This is a genomic window from Shewanella morhuae, assembly GCF_900156405.1.
GTDB classification, from domain to species: Bacteria; Pseudomonadota; Gammaproteobacteria; order Enterobacterales; family Shewanellaceae; genus Shewanella; species Shewanella morhuae.
Map to the genome: position 1 here is coordinate 11,558 of NZ_FTNN01000016.1, position 16,248 is coordinate 27,805.

Genomic DNA, 16,248 nt, shown 5'->3' on the forward strand with positions numbered 1-16,248 from the left:
CCTGAATTTATTGCATATTCCTAAAGACAAGCCGTAAATGCTTTGCGAGATACATCACAAACCAAGCTCAGCGTAAGTGGGCTAGAGCAAAATATGCCTAAATATATTGCGACTCATAAATAGCAAAAAGGGGCAAAGCCCCTTTTAAATTTGGTTTACGTTTAGAATTGATAACGTAAATTGAGCTGGTAACTGAGAAAATCATTGGGCTCAATATCCACATATTGATACCCCAAGCCAACTGACCAAGCATCGCTCACTTGATAGCTAAACCGCACCCCCACATACCAATCAGTGCCATCGAGTTCTGTGGTTAAACGGCTATTGCCCATAGTGCTACTGATATCCGCTTGCCATCTAAACAATCCGATAGGCACTTCAAAGCGCCAAGCATCATGCTGCAGTAAGGTAAAACGCAATCCCAGCATCACGCCATCGGCCAATACGGGGGTCACTGCTTTTACCTGCTCGTGGTATTGTGCCGGAGTCAGACTCGCGCCTTCAATCCGCGCACTCCCATTACCAAAGTCGGCATAGCCTAATTCGATTGCAACCAAAGGAGTCCATTGGTAACCCACACTCACCCCAAAAGCGCTATCTTTGTCATCAATCGATGTCACTACGCCAGCGGCAGCTTTGGTTTGTAAATCTCGCCTGCTGCTATCAACCTGAGCTTGCCCGATAAAGCCCTCGACGTACCAGTTATCAACAGTCGCATTCGCTTGATTTATTGTGCCTGCGAGCAGTACAGCACCCAAGACCACTTTTTGTAACTCTCGCCGGCGGATTAAGCCCGCCGTAATGATTAATCCTAATACCCACAAGGACATACTGCCTCCACCTGACTCGTTATCAATCACCACTTCTTGGTAGGCCTTAACGGTAATTAACACTTGTCCTGTTGCGTCACCGCCCACACCATCGCTAATTCGATAACTGACAGCATCGACTCCATCAAACCCCGTTTTAGGGATATAACGCAGCTTGTTATATTCAACTGACACAACCCCTTGCTGCGCGGTAGCGCTGACTAAAGTTAAAATATTACCGTCTGGATCGCTGTCGTTACTCAGCACATCGAGTAGCAAGCTCGTTCTATCGTCGGTAGCAGCGCTATCGTCTACTGTCGTTGGCGCGGTATTGCCACTCACTACCACAGTCAACTCACTACTCGCAGTACCACCTTTACCATCGGTAATGCTATACACCAGCACATCCGTACCGATGAAATCAGTTGCTGGCGTGTAACTGAGCTGCTGATTAGCCAAAATAACCACGGTGCCGAACTCACTGGTCACTTGCGTAACGGTCAGCGTATCACCATCACTATCGGTATCATTAGCGAGCACATCAACATCAAGACTCTGATTCCAAGGTAAAGAGGCGGTATCTGGATTAGCGACAGGTAGATGGTTGCCATTGAGTATCACAGACACGCCACTTGGATCGACGATAGTACGGTTAGCGACGCCATCGTCATCGTTAGGACCACCATCCTCTAGGGTTAACTGCACACACCAATGACCTTCAGTCAATCCAACAGTCCAACGACTATCTCCCGGTGGAGGACAGAAACCACGTTCACCTTCGCTACTGGCGACACTGTTGCGCGCATCAATCACAAAATCTTTCCAACCATTTTGTGCTTGATACTTACGGTAGACCGCATTTGCAGGGATCGGTGAGCGCTGTGGCATTACTAAACTGTAACTCTGCCCTTGTTGTGGTAATCCCGTTGCAATGAAGTCAAAAATACCACCGACATTAGCCGCAATATTATCTTCAGGTACTAAGCTCGGTAATAGTTGCATGCCTGTTTGCCCTTGTCTGAGAGCAATATTGCCTAAACGCAAACATACGCCAGCCTGACCCTCGGCCAAGAAGTACACAGGCTGTAATTCACCTTCAGGCATAATGTTACAATCGTTAATTGCATCCAAATAATCAGGAATACCATCACCATCTGTATCGGTAAAGCCTTCTTGAACATCAGGGATCAAATCACCGTCTGTGTCTGCTCCTGTTAATATAGGTAAACTTGAACGCACCACAATATAGACTTCCTCAGTGGTAGACAGCGCTGGTAAACCATTATCAGTGACAGTTACACTCACAGGATAAATGCCCGGCAAGACTGATACCGGAGAGAAGAACATACCCACATCATCGGATTGCAAGCTCAGCGTTCCGCTTGCCCATGTTGACGTTAAGCTGTCCTGCATATTGGCGTCACTGATACCAGCATTAATACGAACATCACCGCCATTTTGCGCCACGATAAATTGGTATGCTCCCGCTTGAGTAACATCCAACGTCACCTTAGGCGCAATATTCGCTTCGGTAATCAACACCTGAGTTTGCTGCTTACTGCCCAAGTTCAAGCTAGGGTCTAGACTTATCAGCACATCCTCATCCGCTTCGACCTCACCATCTTCAAAGGTGCTAAAACGGATCTGAGCCTGTTGACCCGATGTCACCTCGACCACCCCATCAACCAAATCATGATCACTGCTACCTGCAGAGCCTGAAACGGTATAAGGCACAGAAAGTGGATATACGGGTGCGACGCCATTAAGGTACACACTCACCACTACCTCATTGCCCTCACCCACAAGCTGATCTTTACTCAAGGAAATCAGTGGATGTACTTTCACTTTTTGAGCCTTGATCGCCTTATTACCATCGCGATCTACAGCTTGCCAGTAAGCTAAGTAGCTGCCTGGCGCAAAGAACAGACTCTTATTCACTAAAGAAACCGGCAATGGATGACCGTTACGGTCAACCGCTTTAGCAATGCCAAGCTTAGCGCGAGTGAATAGCCCCGTGGCGTTCATATCGACATCGTCTGGCAAAGTGATCACTGGCTGATTTTCCGACTCCGCGCCTTCAATCAGTACATTCACTTTGGCACTGGCACGCCCCTTGTTGCCATCGCTAATGGTATAGCGAAGCGCCACAGGCCCGACATACGCTTCAGGCGCAGTAAAGCTCAAGCCATCACTGGTGATTTGCACACTACCGATATCCGCAGCCGCACCATCAATCGTTAAAGTACCCCCATCGACATCAACATCGTTCGCAAGCACCGCAAGCGCATAAATATCGTTGGCGGTACTTGTTAAGGTGTAATCGTCATCAACCGCCTGCGGATTATCATTCACTGGCGTGACGTTAATAGTGACAGTTGCAGGCTCTGAACTCAGCTCGGCATCTTTAGCAATAAAGCTAAACACGTCTGTTCCATTAAAATCTTTCTCAGGGGTATACAACCAAACAGTACCATGTTGCTCTAAAGTGCCGGATTCTGGCAGACTCACCACTTCATAGGTAAGAGGATCGTTATCCGCATCCTCTGCTGCAAGGGTGATCATTACAGAACTATCTTCTTCTAAGGTCACTGTTGCACTTGTCGCTACAGGCGCATCGTTGACGTTAGTCACGGTAATGCTGAACGATTGGTCGACAGTTAGACCATCTGTATCTGTTGCCCTTAACGTGACTGCATGGGAACCAACGTCTGCGTTCGTCGGTGTACCACTTAATACGCCTGTTGCCGCATTGAAGCTTAACCAACTCGGTTTAGTCACCGCGCTTAAGGTCAGTACATCACCTTCATCGGTATCCTCGGCCATGAATGTGTAACTGTATGCAGCATCTTGAGTTGCAATTGTGATGGCAGTTGAACTGATAGTCGGGCCGTCATTGACGTTCACCACACTTAAATTAAATGCGGGTAAACTCGCAGACAAAGTGCCATCAGAAACACTGATAATAATCCCGTTAGTTACACCAACATCTTGATTAAAGGGAGTACCTGACAGCGTTCCTGTTGTTGTGTTAAATGTCGCCCATGTAGGTTTATTAGCAATACTAAAGCTAAGTACATCTCCCACAGAGTCAGACGCTGTAGGCGTAAACTGATACGACGCATTTTGATTAACACTTAAGGTCGGCGTACCACTAATGACTGGGGCGCTATTTGGCGTTACCGAGTTACTCGCCATTGACGCACTACTGCTGCCAATCGCGTTCGTTGCTACGACACTAAAGGTATAAGGACTACCGTTTGCAAGCCCAGTTACTGTAATAGGGGAAGCTGCACCCGAAGCGTGGAAACCTCCTGGGCTTGAGGTCACTGTGTACCCCGTGATTGACGAACCACCATTGAATATCGGAGTGGTAAAACTCACTCTCGCTTGACTATCACCTGCACTAGCCGCTCCTATGGTTGGCACGCCTGGAACGACAGCATTCACAGTGAATGAGCGACTTACCTGAGTCGCAGCTAAGTAACTACCATCTCCCGCTTGATTCGCATCAATGGTACACGTGCCAGTGCTACCGAACGTTAAGGCACCACCAGCGGTAATAGTACAAACTCCTGTAGTCGATGGTGTAAAAGTCACTGTTAAGCCAGAGCTTGCTGACGCAATGAGCGTCGGTGCGGTACCAAAACTTTGAGCACCAGGGTCTGCAAAATTGATGGTTTGTATCGCTTTAGGCGTGGTAGAGCTAGTTGCAGTAGAAGCGGCTCCCGTCCCCACCGAGTTAGTTGCCGTGACGGTAAATGTATATGCTACACCATTAGTAAGACCAGTTACTGTCAGCGGTGAGCTAGCACTCGTCCCAGTGAAGCCACCGGGATTTGACGTTGCTGTATAACCAGTAATAGCTGCACCACCGGTAAAGATTGGCGCACTGAAGGTAACACTGGCTTGAGTATCGCCAGCAGTCGCACTCGCTGCAGTTGGCGCACCCGGTACAACCGCACTGATACTAAATGAGCGGCTGACAGTCGTCGCTGCTAAATAGCTGCTATCGCCCGCTTGATCAGCATCGATAGTACAAGTACCCACGGAAACGAAGTTTAATAACCCGCCAGAAAAAATAGTACACACTCCCGTGGTTGATGAAGTAAAGGTCGGGGTTAATCCTGAGTCTGATGTAGCAGTCAAGGTTGGCGAGGTACCAAAATTCTGCGCCCCTGGATTGGCGAAGGTAATTGTCTGCGGTGATGCTGGTGTGACGGAATTAGATGCTGCTGATGCAGCACCTGTACCCGCCGAGTTAGTCGCGGTAACAGTGAAGGTATAAGCCACTCCATTGGTTAATCCTATCACCGAAATGGGTGAACCCACGCCCGTACCGGTAAAACCACTGGGGTTGGACGTAACTGTATAGCTAGTAACTGCAGTACCACCATTACTTGCGGACGCAGTAAAGTTAACCGATGCCTGGGCATTCCCTGCCGTTGCGGTGCCAATCGTTGGGGCACTTGGCACTACGGCATTCACCATAAAGGTTTGACTTACAGTGCTTGCAGCATTGGTACTCGCGTTACCACTCTGATCTGTATCGATAGTACAGGAGCCCGTTGACAAAAAGGTCAGGGTTCCACTGCTCGTAATCGTACAAACTGCTGGTGTCGATGAACTGAAACTGACAATTAACGATGAATCTGATGTTGCAGTTAACGTCGGACTAGTGCCGAAATTTTGCGCCCCCGGATTAGCAAAAGTAATTGTCTGGTTAACTTTGGGTATCACTGAATTTGAAGCACCTGATGCAGAGCTTGTTCCAATGGTGTTAGTTGCCGTCACAGTAAAGGTGTAAGCCGTACCATTTGTTAGGCCAGTTACCGTTATCGGAGAAGTTGTAAATCCATTACCACCAGCACTAATGCCATCAGGGTTAGATGTCACTGTATAACCCGTTATGGCAGCGCCACCATTATTTGCAGGTGCGCTAAAAGCCACAGAGGCTTACCCAATACCTGCCGTTGCAGCGCCAATAGTAGGAGCATATGGGGCTGTCGGGATAGCCACAGTATGAGTTGAGCCGCTGGTATAGGCTGCAGGGTCAGCGTTACCCGCTGCATCGCTGATATTGGTCGATGCATTCAGGTTGAGTTTGATGGTGCCATTGCCCGTAATACCGCTCACTGTCACATTCACGCTGGAGCCTGAACCCGCGGAGACGCTGACTATAGTGCCAGTCGCGCCACCGGTAGTACCCAAGGAAAAATCATCGGTAGAAATGTTGCTGACTGATTCGCTGAAGTTAACGGTGAAATCAACACTGGTATCTGTTGATACTGCACCACCCGAAGGTGCGGTGCTCGTCACAGAGGGCACAATGCCGTCCACTACCAGCGCTTTATTATTGCCCAGTGAATTAGCTGCGCCAGGGGACGCCAATGTGAGGGTCGCATTGTTAGTAGCGGCATCGCGGATGGTTCCGCTATTCAATGCCAAGGAGTTAGTGGCGACATAATCTAGGTCACTGGACGTATCGCCGGACTGAATGGTGTAGTTGAATGTCAGCGTACTGGTACCACTACCGCTTGCGTAGTTCGCGGTGCGATCCGTTGCGCCTGTCTCAAGTGTAAATTGCGGAGTACCTGTAACAGTTACAGCCTCGCTGAAGTCGACTTGAATACTAATACTATCGCCGATCTTATAAGTGCCATTCGCGGTACTGGAAGTCACTGATGAAACTGTTGGCGCCACACCATCAATCACAATACTTTTATTCGCCCCCAAAGAGTTTGCGGCACCGGGAGAAGGCAAGGTCAAAGTGGCGTTGTTACTTGCCGCGTCACGAATAGTGCCACTATTTAGCATTAGCGAATTGGTCGCAACATAATCTAAATCGGCCGAAGTATCGCCAGACTGAACGGTGTAATTGAATGTTAACGTACTGGAGTTACTACCGCTGGCGTAGTTAATGGTGCGATCAGTGGTGCCTGTTTCAAGTGTGAGTTGAGGTATACCAGTAACCAATACTGCTTCATCAAAATTCACCTGCACACTAATAACATCCCCAACTTTATAAGTGCCGTTTGCAGTGCTGGCTGTGATAGAACTTACCGTAGGGGCAACAGAATCGGTAACAAATGCACCCGTTGCGTTATACCCGATACCGCTGCTAGTACCTGTTAACATGGAGGAATTAGTCTGGCTATCGTTGACTGTCGTACCGCTGGCTTCATTCAGCTTCCAATACCCCAGCAGACCGGATTCATTGCCTACCAACTCGATACTGCGGTTATTTTGAATCTGCACTTGCGTGCGCGCACTACTCCACATACGTATATCATCGATACTACCGACGAAATCATCTACCACTCCGCTGTTCTGCAACCCAAACACAAGATTGGTCACTCCAAATCCCGTATAATTAGGAACGCTACTACGGGCGCCTTGATCTAAAACGTTTATTCCCTGTGCGACGCCATCAACATAAAAATCCCAAGTTCCATTATCAAATACAACTGCAATGTGATACCAGGTTCCTGTGCTTAACGACAACACATTACTTTCTGTCAGGCAACCAAAATCACACTCAAGATCGACAGTTAGTTTACCTGAGTTCAATATGAGGCCACCGGCATCAGCACCGCCAGTGAAATCCACTAAATTGATGGTCCCACTGACGTTAGTAAATTTGGCCCAAAACTCCAGTGTAAATGTTGTTCGATTAGATAGCGCAGAGCCCGCATTTGTCAGCGTTACGGTATCACCAGTTGTGAAGTCAAAAGAACGGTTTTGTGCGCTAGCATGGAGGGAGGTCATCGCAAAAAAACTGCCTACAATGAACATTTTCAAATAAGAATGACAGAATCTAGTCATAATATGCTTAAAAGCATGAATCATTTTGTAAGCATGTTGCAGCATGACACATCCCCTAAATTAGCTTGTTTTAAATACAAGTAGCGCACAATCCTTGCGCTCATTTGCACTTACAGATTTAAACCATATTGTTTCAGATTTAATTACGAGAAGGGAAAAGCCCCTCAAGAGCAATAATAAAACTAACAACTTGGTAAGGTTGTACGATATGAACTGGCATATTGTTACCGGCAATACCAGTATTTCCATTTACGTTAACCGTTGTGGTGGCAGTCGCAGGCGACAGTGTGGTGTCCGGTGCAGTAGTGCTAAAAGCATTAAGAGCAGTTAGCCCACTCATCACTTTGGCGGGTACCGTGGTAGGCCCTGGAATAGCGGTATTACCGTTAGCGGAGGAAGCTCCCAATGCAACGCTCGTATTTCCTGTTCCATTTAGTGCCACGGAATGAAAATGCGCGGGTAATTCATTGGCAGTCAATGTCACATTTTCAGTCCCACTCGTTTGTCCCAGTGTATATTGACTGGTACCTGGGCTTTGGCCTTGATGCACTGGCACACGGCCTTGCAGGTTTGGCAAACCGAAAGTGGTAGTACCATTCCCACCATAAGTAGTACCTATTATTGCAAACAAAGCCTGATTGTTTGTAATGGGCAATAATTGCCCATTACAAAAGGCCCAACCACGGGGAGCGAAATTACCAGCGAACATGGAAATTTGACCGATAAATGGATCTGACATTGTTTTTCTCCTTAAAATCACGATTTTGTCTATTTAACGTTTTTCAACGAAATGATTACTCACGACATTTAATCGACAGCGAGTTCCTTTTACTGATTACAACATCATCAACATCACACGATGAGAGGACTATCTAGATAACTTAAATCAAAAAAAAAATTGATTACAATTAAACATAGGTTAAAAATCAACAAACACAATTGTACAAAAATAAATCAGTGTGAATTATCACTCTCCACTTAACGCCATAGCATAGATTCATAGGCGCCAGAGTAACTTTCGTGCTTAAACCCATGCTGTAGATAAAGCTTTTTAGCTTGAGTATTTTCACTCTCCACAGATAAACCGACAGGTAAATGCCGTTTCATCGCTTCTTGCTTAATGGCCGCTAAAATGGCCGAACCCAAACCTCGTCCCCGCATACTTGGTATAATAATAAAATCAACAAGATGAATCCTATACTCACTGATATCGAGCATCACTTCTCCAACGGCTTGTTGGTGAAAAAACAAGATATAAGTGTTGGCATTGGGATATTGTTCCCGATAAGAGGCTTGCTGCAGTCGGTATTGTTGCTCCAGCATGATTTCAACGACTTCACTGGGTAAACCAAGTTCATAAAAAAGCGTTTTTGTGGAATAAAAAAGCTGTGCCATAAATGGGTTATCATTTGTATTAGCAGCTTTAACACTCAAGCCTATTGGTAGATTTAACTCACTTAGCATCATGCCTTTTATTCCAATATAAACGCTGCAAAAGTTGGTTATAGGTGATTAATAATTGCTGCCACGATGAGCTTTGACATTCACGGAGTGGGACGGGCTCATTTGACACAACAGGTGTAAATAGTTGCCCTTGCTGCTTCGCATCAAAACGCCAATGGTGTTGCCAGCGCTCAATCTCACCTTCAGATAATGGCCATCCTAAGATGGTAGAGAATATTGTGGGTTTAAAATCTTTTAATTGATGATAATCCAGTAGAATAGCTCGAGAAGATTGATGTAAAGCAACAGATAATTGCGCTAAATTCTGTAAAACGGTGGTGCGAAATTCATCTAAGCTAGGCTCAGTATTTTCCATCTGTTGAGTATGCAGTTCAGTTGGAAGTAAACTTTGCCCTCCAGCCATATGTCTTCCAGCAACTCGTTGATGAGACGCAATAATATCCTTAGGATTGCGTATCAAGCATAACACTCGGCTCTTAGGGTAAAGTTCGAGCAACATCGGCCAGCAAGCCAGATCCCATGCATTCCACTTGATCACTAACTCACGCTCGCCCAGCCTCAATCGCCCCTGTAGTCTTAAGCATAAATCGACGAGCTGAGGTTTTAGTGCCAAAGGCCAATGGTCATCATGCATAACATCGCTGCAGAGCATAGATTCAGAGAGCACTCGGCAAGTTTCGAGCAGGGCAAAGCTGCTCGAAACTAGTGTCGAACCACAACGGGACCAATGGAAAATCATCAAACTAAGATTTACGACAGGCAAACTTTCGCATTGGGATAAAAGGGGTTCGAGCAAGGTTTTAGGTTGAATAAAACTGGCGAGTAAACAACGACGAGCATCACTGATATCGTCCTCTAGGAAAGGCTTGGATAACTGATGAAGTGCGGGAACCCAACTGACCGTTTTATGTTGTGAGTGATAACGACAAGGGAACCAGGCTTGGCTGAAGCGATCTAAATCTGGAATAAAGGTTTCTTGCTGCAAAGCAATGAATGCGAGCATGTGTTCCAAACTAAGCTCAGGCCAAGCAAGAAAATCAGCCATCAGCGCAATAAAATGCTCCACATCATTCGCTCGATGCAGTAAAAATAATGACTCTGGTTGATGTAACAATTGCCAATAGCGTTGCTCCTGCTCTTTAAAATCAACCATTAGCAAGCCATAGGATAAAAGTTAATGTATTGCACCATGCGTGGTAACTTGGCTCGATTCGGACTGGCACCATGGGGCAAGGCATGGTGCCAAATGATTAAATCACCTGCATTTGCAGCTATGGATTTAGCAGGCCACTTGCTCCAATCCTGTTGCTGCAGCTCGATATCCGTCTTGTTTTGCTTTTTGTTTTGTTCGAGAAGCCATTCTTCTATCTTGAGATGAAATCCTGGGACACAAGAAAATGCGCCTTGGTCAACACTGGTATCGGTTAAGTAAATTAACCCTTGAGTGCCAAACTCAACGGGTAGCTGTAGCAGCATATCCCAGTGCATATTTGGCCCGGGAAAACGCCAAGTTGGCGTTTCAGGTGGATTAAAGCTGACTCTATCGGTTGTCATGACTAAATCCGTTCGCTGCCACAACTGTTCAAACACTTGACGGATTTTGGGGACTTGTCGATTCGCGTCCAGTTGCGGATGGCGAAACAGTTGTAGCATTATTTTCTGCATAAACTCATGAGCTTGATACCAAGTGGCTGGATCTTGTTCATTGGCACCTAACTGCTGCCAAATAAAATCTCGAGTTGCGGCGCATTGCTCTGCCGTGAGCACATGCGGGATCACTAAGTAGCCTTCACTACGCCAAAAATTGAGTTGTGACTCGCTGAGTACTGCAGCCGGATTTGAGTCTTCAACCTCTATTGAATTTAAATCATCGACTTCTGGCATTGTGAGCGAAAGCGTTAATCCATGGGAAATAGTGCTTAATTGCTGATTAATCCCAGCAATATCCGCGGCTGTCAGCTTGGCTATTTGCTGAATGTAAGCAACAAAAGCTGACTGATGATCGTTTTGGTATAAAGCTCTTAGACCCGGCTCTAGCCCTATTCCACAAAGATCCAGCAAGGTTTTATCTAAGTGCCATTCATTTACCAATTCAGTGTATGACTCTCCCCGTTTGCGTAGCTGTATCTTTTGCCAAAGCCGCTGCAAATGATAAATGCCTAAGCAGCTCAGATCGTCACTCGACACCAGCACTGGTTTTTACTCTATAACATCAAACACAAAATCGGGATGAGTACCCTGCTCATACCGAAAACTTAGAGTTGAAAGAGGCTTAAGCCAATGTTCACGTCGATATCGAGGCAGAGTGAGTTGGGATTGGTTTTCGCTCAGCGTGGAATGACCATAGACTTGAATGGAAGTCGTGAACTTAAGCGTTACCGCACTCGGGCTGAAATCGGGGAGCAGTAAAGTACCAGCCAAGAAGCTACGATCTCCATCGGCAAGTAAGCGCGCAGTTTGCAGGTTGAGTGCAAACAAAGGCCCTAAATAATGCGTCTCAGCTAAATCCTGCACAGTACGACACTCAAGCCAAGCGTCTAGCTCAATGTTTTGCGGAATCAGCACGCCGCCATCCGCAAGATACGCCTGTAAGTGACTGAATATCTGGACTTGAGGCTCCTGTTGTAGCAGATGCTTCATGGTTTCAGAGACTATCATATCGAACTTTACTGCTGCTTCTGGTTGCCAAACTGTGGCGTCGGCGCAGACATACGTTGCCACACGATCTGCTAAATCAAAGTGTTCAATAAGCTTGGTGACTTTATCTAACGAGGCAGGGTGAATGTCGAGCAAGGTGACTTGAATCTGACTGGCAGAAAACAGCGGCAGTAATGGTAATAACAACCAGGCAAAAGGTCCTGTACCCGCATACAAAATCTGTATTGGCCGTTGCGGATTTAGCGCCAACTTATCCTGTATGGCCTGATAAATGCCCTGAATAAACACTCGCCCACGCTCAGGGTCTTCAGCACACTGCGCCGCAGTAGTGAGCGATACAGCTTTACCAAAAGGCGTAATACTCGCCTCAGTATCCAAAAAATACTCGGGGTGCAATTCCACCGCGGTTATTTGGCATAACTGCTCCAATATGGGATCGATTAGCCGTTTAGACTCCCCTGCCGAGATTGACAGCAATAGCGCGTTAACAAACAGAGTTAACGCGACGACATCCAAACTCTGTTCTAATTCACGCTCTGAACTTTGCCGCATTGATTAACTCCCTTAACCAAGTATTCACTTCGCAATCAATCACTAAGTTGATCCGCGCATTCTGCCCTTTATTTTCAACCCAATGGACTTGGTCGGCATTGATATACCAAAGCTCTCCGGCCTGCATAGGTACACGTTTATCGTCCACGTAAAAATTGAGCTGTTCATTCGTTTGCAGTGACAAATGTAATCTTGCCTCACCTTGCTCTAGGCAGAGTCCTTGATCTCTATGGGGTTTGATTTCTGCACCTGCGTGTAAGCGCATCAAACGCACGGATTTCACTGGGCAGGCTAGGGATTGCAGAAAACGGTATAACGCTGGGCTCGATTCGAGACTAGGCAGATCATGCCAGTGATCCGGTGTAGAGATTGAGAAGGCTTGCAAGATAGGATGTGCTGTTTGATACTCAGCAGCGCAGCGCAAAGGCAACACATCCCAACCGCCCAGATCCCCTTGACGATAATCACGTTGATTTACGTGGGGTAGCCAGTCTTGCAACAGCAAAGCATTCAGCTCTTGCTGTAAACTAAGGGAGTTTGGAACTTGAGCTAATAGGGCAAAAGAACAGATATCCATATCTAAGCGCTTTATTTTTAGACAAAACATTAAGTCAACCAAGCCTAGCACAAAGATGTACGCACACAAGGCGCTCAAATTTCAATCATGCCGACTACACGGTTCATCCACCAACTGCAGGTGTTGCTCAAACATACAAAGAATAGGAAATACCCAATGTTTAACTGGAAGACTATCGATACGGTTCTGCTCGATATGGATGGCACCCTGCTCGACTTGCACTTCGATAATCATTTTTGGCTGAGTGTAGTACCGCAGGAATTAAGTAAACAACGGGGTATGGGCAAGGATGAAGCGCAGCAGTTAGTTGTGAACGCCTATGAGAAAGTTGTCGGTACGCTCGATTGGTACTGTCTCGATTATTGGCAGGCGCAGCTACAACTCGACATTATGGGCTTACACCGCACTTTGGTGGATCGCATTCAACTGCGCCAAGACAGCATGCCGTTTTTAGCAGCCTTAGCCTCTGCGGGTAAACAGCGCATTCTGGTGACTAATGCCCATCCAAAGAGCCTCGCCCTCAAGCTTGAACATACCGAACTCGCTTTAGGACTAGATAACATGATCTCGAGCCACGAGACAGGTTACCCAAAAGAGCACCCGCTATTTTGGCTAGGTTTGTTTGAAAGGTTTCAACTTGAGCCAAGTCGCTGTCTCTTTATCGACGACAGCGAGCCCATACTCACGGCCGCTAAACTTGCTGGCGTAGGCCATCAATTGGGGATAGCTAACCCTGACAGTAAAAAGCCAGTAAAAGTCTTTCACGATTTCCCAGCGATTACCGATTATCGTTCGCTGCTGAATGATCTCACCCAATAAAAAGGCCGTTAAAAAAGGCACCCTAAGGTGCCTTTGTCTTCACAAACATCAGCTCTATCATCGAGCGAAAATAGCCTTATAGCCCAGGAATTCGTCCCTGATAAACCACAGGAAAATAGCCATCACTACCGCGTTTACCTAAAATATCCAGCGACTTACGCATATCTTCTGGTTGCTCAGCGGTTGCTTTAATCTTAGCGTCCACTCTCACCATATTGCCTTCGTCCAACTGTAAAGTGCCAACGATACCGAGTTGATTCTTAGCTTCATCGGTCGCCAATTGCGCTTTGCCATCGATACAACTTAAACCGAGTTCAATATTACCGAGCGGATAATTGCCAAACTGGTTTTTAACATTGGTTTGATTCAAAAATAGCTTGCCAGATAGCTGTTCGCACCAAGGTTTACCTTGCTCTAACGTCTCAACTAATAGACTGACTTCACCAGATATTTCAGTTCTAAAGGGTAGTTTTGCATTACCCAGCAAAAAGCTATCTGGCGCTTCAAAACGTAATCCCTGCGCACTTACGCCACCCAAAGACCAAGACACTAGTCCCTTTGCACTAACAGGAGTTGCGCGGCTACCAACTTGGAAATCAATTTTCACTTTACCTAAAAATAATGCCCAAGGACTCAGTTCCCAACGAATTTGCTCTAACTGGCGCTGCGGCATACTTAAGGTTTCTATGCTGCCAGACCAAATACTGCCATTCACTCCTGAAACACTGGTGTTACTCGGTAAAGGGGCTAATGCTATCGCAATCTTAGCGGGAAATAACACCACTAAAAATACTAAATAAATCAGTACACCTATAATGATTTTTTTTATCAAACTCACTGCTACACCTTAACCTATTGCGCTAATTGAATACGTCTTACTTTGACATAGCCAGGCGCATCGGCCTCTGCTAAATCAACACTTTCAAGTGATAAACCTTTTTTCTGCACTAACTCACCCAAATAACCTAACAAGGCATCAAAAGGCACATCGTCCATCCATACTTGGATTTTATCGCCTTGGGGCTGCATACGCGTGATCACTAGCCCATAGTCGCCTGCGGTTTGGTTAACCACAGAGCTTAAACTGCCTGATACTGTCGGTTTTGCGCCGCTCTGCTTGAGGCTAGCGATTTTATTCGCTGCTTGTTTTACATAACTTAAGGTTTGTTGTTGGGCATTGAGGTTACGTAGTGCATCGGCTTCAGCATTAGTAATGGGTGTCCAAATACCCCAATAAAAAATACCAATAACTAAAAATACTGAACCAAAACCCACTAACTGCTGCTCGCGCGATGCGAGCCCTTGCCACCAAGTTCGCAAATTATCCATTTATTTGCTCCTCAAGGTTAAGGTGCTGGTGACTTGATTTTCGCCGCTATTCATAGTGCCACCTTCCATTTGAAAACGACGGCCGACGATGTCTTTAAACTTCTCAATTTGAGCGTAGCCCTTAGCCGTCACTTGCATGCGGATCTCGTTACGAGCGCTTTCAAATCTTAAGCTATTGGGTTTAAGTTCAGGCACTTGCTTAAAGGCATCCTGTAAACCCTCGAGCATAGTAAAAAACTCGGCACCGCTACCTTGGCCTTGCAATGCACGTAACTGACTGTCCATTTGTGAGCGAAGGTTAACAATGCGCGAATTTCCCGGCACTACTTGTTGATAAATAGATTCGCTCTGCGCTTTAAGTTCGGCAACTTGTGCATTTATTTGGTGAATATTTAAACCTTTATTCACTAGCGCCAGTACACAGGCAATGGCGATAACGATGGCGGCACTTTTCCACATCACCAGCTGTTTACTATATTCACGCTTAGGTGTGTAAATGCCATTCAATAAGTTAATCGGCGCATGCAGAATACCGCGAGCGAGCACTAACATAGGCAGCTCAAGTGGCTGCGGCTTAAGCTCGACACCCTCGAGTTGCATGTCGGTATAACTGGCGGCAGAGACTTCGCCCTGTACCGGTTTTAGCTGTTGCAGCGCAATCGGTAACCAAGGTAGCGGTAAACTTTGCCCCGTGGCTAATCCGGTACGTAGTAATAACTCATTGCCCATTCTCATTGCTGCCCATTGGCATTCTTGCAATGGTAAGGCTAAGCAATCGGGTACGATACGTTTTACTTTTAAACCGGCTTCAGTTAAACAACTCAGCCAGACTTGCATTTGCTCATGGGCCACAGCAACCACACTTAAAGCATCACCATCACGCGGGCCGACGGTAAAATGCATCGCATCAACATCTTCGGCTAAGGCTTCTTCGAGCATAAAGGGTAAGGCTTTTAAGGCTTGGCGTTGGCCTTTTTCGGGCAAATGCACACTCGTGAGCGTCATTGCCGCAGCGGGCACTAACACATCGACTGGGCGATTACCCGCGCGCTCAGTTAAGGTCGATAAACCTTGGGCATTGGCAAGTTCGCCAGAGGCAATAATTTCTTGTTCTTGCTCAGACCAAACTAGCCAAGAGCACGCTTGCTCTGCTGTTCTGCCTAAGCGAATAAATAGCCGTTCACTCACAGTTTTTCTCCACCAGTCCCAGTCAAGAAA

Annotated in this window: 8 protein-coding genes and 2 pseudogenes; 1 reads left to right on the top strand and 9 read right to left on the bottom strand. The window is 46.5% G+C overall.

Annotation, left to right across the window (positions count from 1 at the left end):
• Nucleotides 1–161: 161 nt before the first annotated feature.
• The 6 genes and pseudogenes from BW947_RS15820 to BW947_RS15845 form a co-directional block, all read right to left on the bottom strand.
• Nucleotides 162–7,676: pseudogene (locus tag BW947_RS15820) on the bottom strand (Ig-like domain-containing protein).
• 94 nt (nt 7,677–7,770) lie between these two features.
• Entirely contained in the window at nt 7,771–8,370 is a 600-nt protein-coding gene (locus BW947_RS15825; protein ID WP_076501335.1) for a phage tail protein, read from the bottom strand.
• Between the two features lie 239 nt (nt 8,371–8,609).
• The gene (locus tag BW947_RS15830) at nt 8,610–9,098 is read right to left on the bottom strand and encodes a GNAT family N-acetyltransferase (protein WP_076501337.1); all 489 of its coding nucleotides are present in this window, start codon (nt 9,096–9,098) and stop codon (nt 8,610–8,612) included.
• The gene (locus tag BW947_RS15835) at nt 9,085–10,248 is read right to left on the bottom strand and encodes a sulfotransferase domain-containing protein (RefSeq protein WP_076501338.1); all 1,164 of its coding nucleotides are present in this window, start codon (nt 10,246–10,248) and stop codon (nt 9,085–9,087) included. Before BW947_RS15835 ends, BW947_RS15830 begins: the two co-directional genes overlap by 14 nt.
• A pseudogene (locus BW947_RS15840) lies at nt 10,248–12,305 on the bottom strand (phytanoyl-CoA dioxygenase family protein). The gene BW947_RS15835 and the pseudogene BW947_RS15840 overlap by 1 nt, the downstream one beginning before the upstream one ends.
• Nucleotides 12,283–12,882 carry an aspartyl/asparaginyl beta-hydroxylase domain-containing protein gene (locus BW947_RS15845; RefSeq protein ID WP_076501339.1) on the bottom strand — a complete coding sequence of 200 codons (600 nt, stop codon included), beginning with the start codon at nt 12,880–12,882 and terminating at the stop codon, nt 12,283–12,285. Before BW947_RS15845 ends, BW947_RS15840 begins: the two are co-directional and overlap by 23 nt.
• 156 nt (nt 12,883–13,038) lie before the next feature.
• On the opposite strand from BW947_RS15845, the gene yrfG reads away from it, so the two are divergent.
• The gene (gene yrfG, locus BW947_RS15850; RefSeq protein WP_076501340.1) at nt 13,039–13,701 is read left to right on the top strand and encodes a GMP/IMP nucleotidase; all 663 of its coding nucleotides are present in this window, start codon (nt 13,039–13,041) and stop codon (nt 13,699–13,701) included.
• A 76-nt stretch (nt 13,702–13,777) separates the two neighbouring features.
• On the opposite strand, the gene BW947_RS15855 is transcribed toward yrfG, so the two are convergent.
• From BW947_RS15855 to gspL, 3 genes are read right to left on the bottom strand one after another with little or no spacing between them, the layout of a single operon-like run.
• Nucleotides 13,778–14,539, bottom strand: coding sequence for a type II secretion system protein N (locus BW947_RS15855; RefSeq protein ID WP_076501341.1), 762 nt, complete (start codon nt 14,537–14,539; stop codon nt 13,778–13,780).
• Nucleotides 14,540–14,553: 14 nt separating this feature from the next.
• Complete coding sequence (locus BW947_RS15860; RefSeq protein WP_076501342.1) at nt 14,554–15,030, bottom strand: type II secretion system protein M; 477 nt, start codon at nt 15,028–15,030, stop codon at nt 14,554–14,556.
• Entirely contained in the window at nt 15,031–16,218 is a 1,188-nt protein-coding gene (gene gspL / locus BW947_RS15865; RefSeq protein ID WP_076501343.1) for a type II secretion system protein GspL, read from the bottom strand. It lies immediately after the preceding gene.
• Between the last annotated feature and the right edge of the window lie 30 nt (nt 16,219–16,248).

What these genes read in the sequence shown, in the direction of transcription:
- BW947_RS15845 (WP_076501339.1), bottom strand. Translation starts at nt 12,882, where the DNA reads ATGGATATCTGTTCTTTTGCCCTATTAGCTCAAGTTCCAAACTCCCTT.
- BW947_RS15860 (WP_076501342.1), bottom strand. Translation starts at nt 15,030, where the DNA reads ATGGATAATTTGCGAACTTGGTGGCAAGGGCTCGCATCGCGCGAGCAG.
- BW947_RS15830 (WP_076501337.1), bottom strand. Translation starts at nt 9,098, where the DNA reads ATGATGCTAAGTGAGTTAAATCTACCAATAGGCTTGAGTGTTAAAGCT.
- BW947_RS15835 (WP_076501338.1), bottom strand. Translation starts at nt 10,248, where the DNA reads ATGGTTGATTTTAAAGAGCAGGAGCAACGCTATTGGCAATTGTTACAT.
- BW947_RS15825 (WP_076501335.1), bottom strand. Translation starts at nt 8,370, where the DNA reads ATGTCAGATCCATTTATCGGTCAAATTTCCATGTTCGCTGGTAATTTC.
- yrfG (WP_076501340.1), top strand. Translation starts at nt 13,039, where the DNA reads ATGTTTAACTGGAAGACTATCGATACGGTTCTGCTCGATATGGATGGC.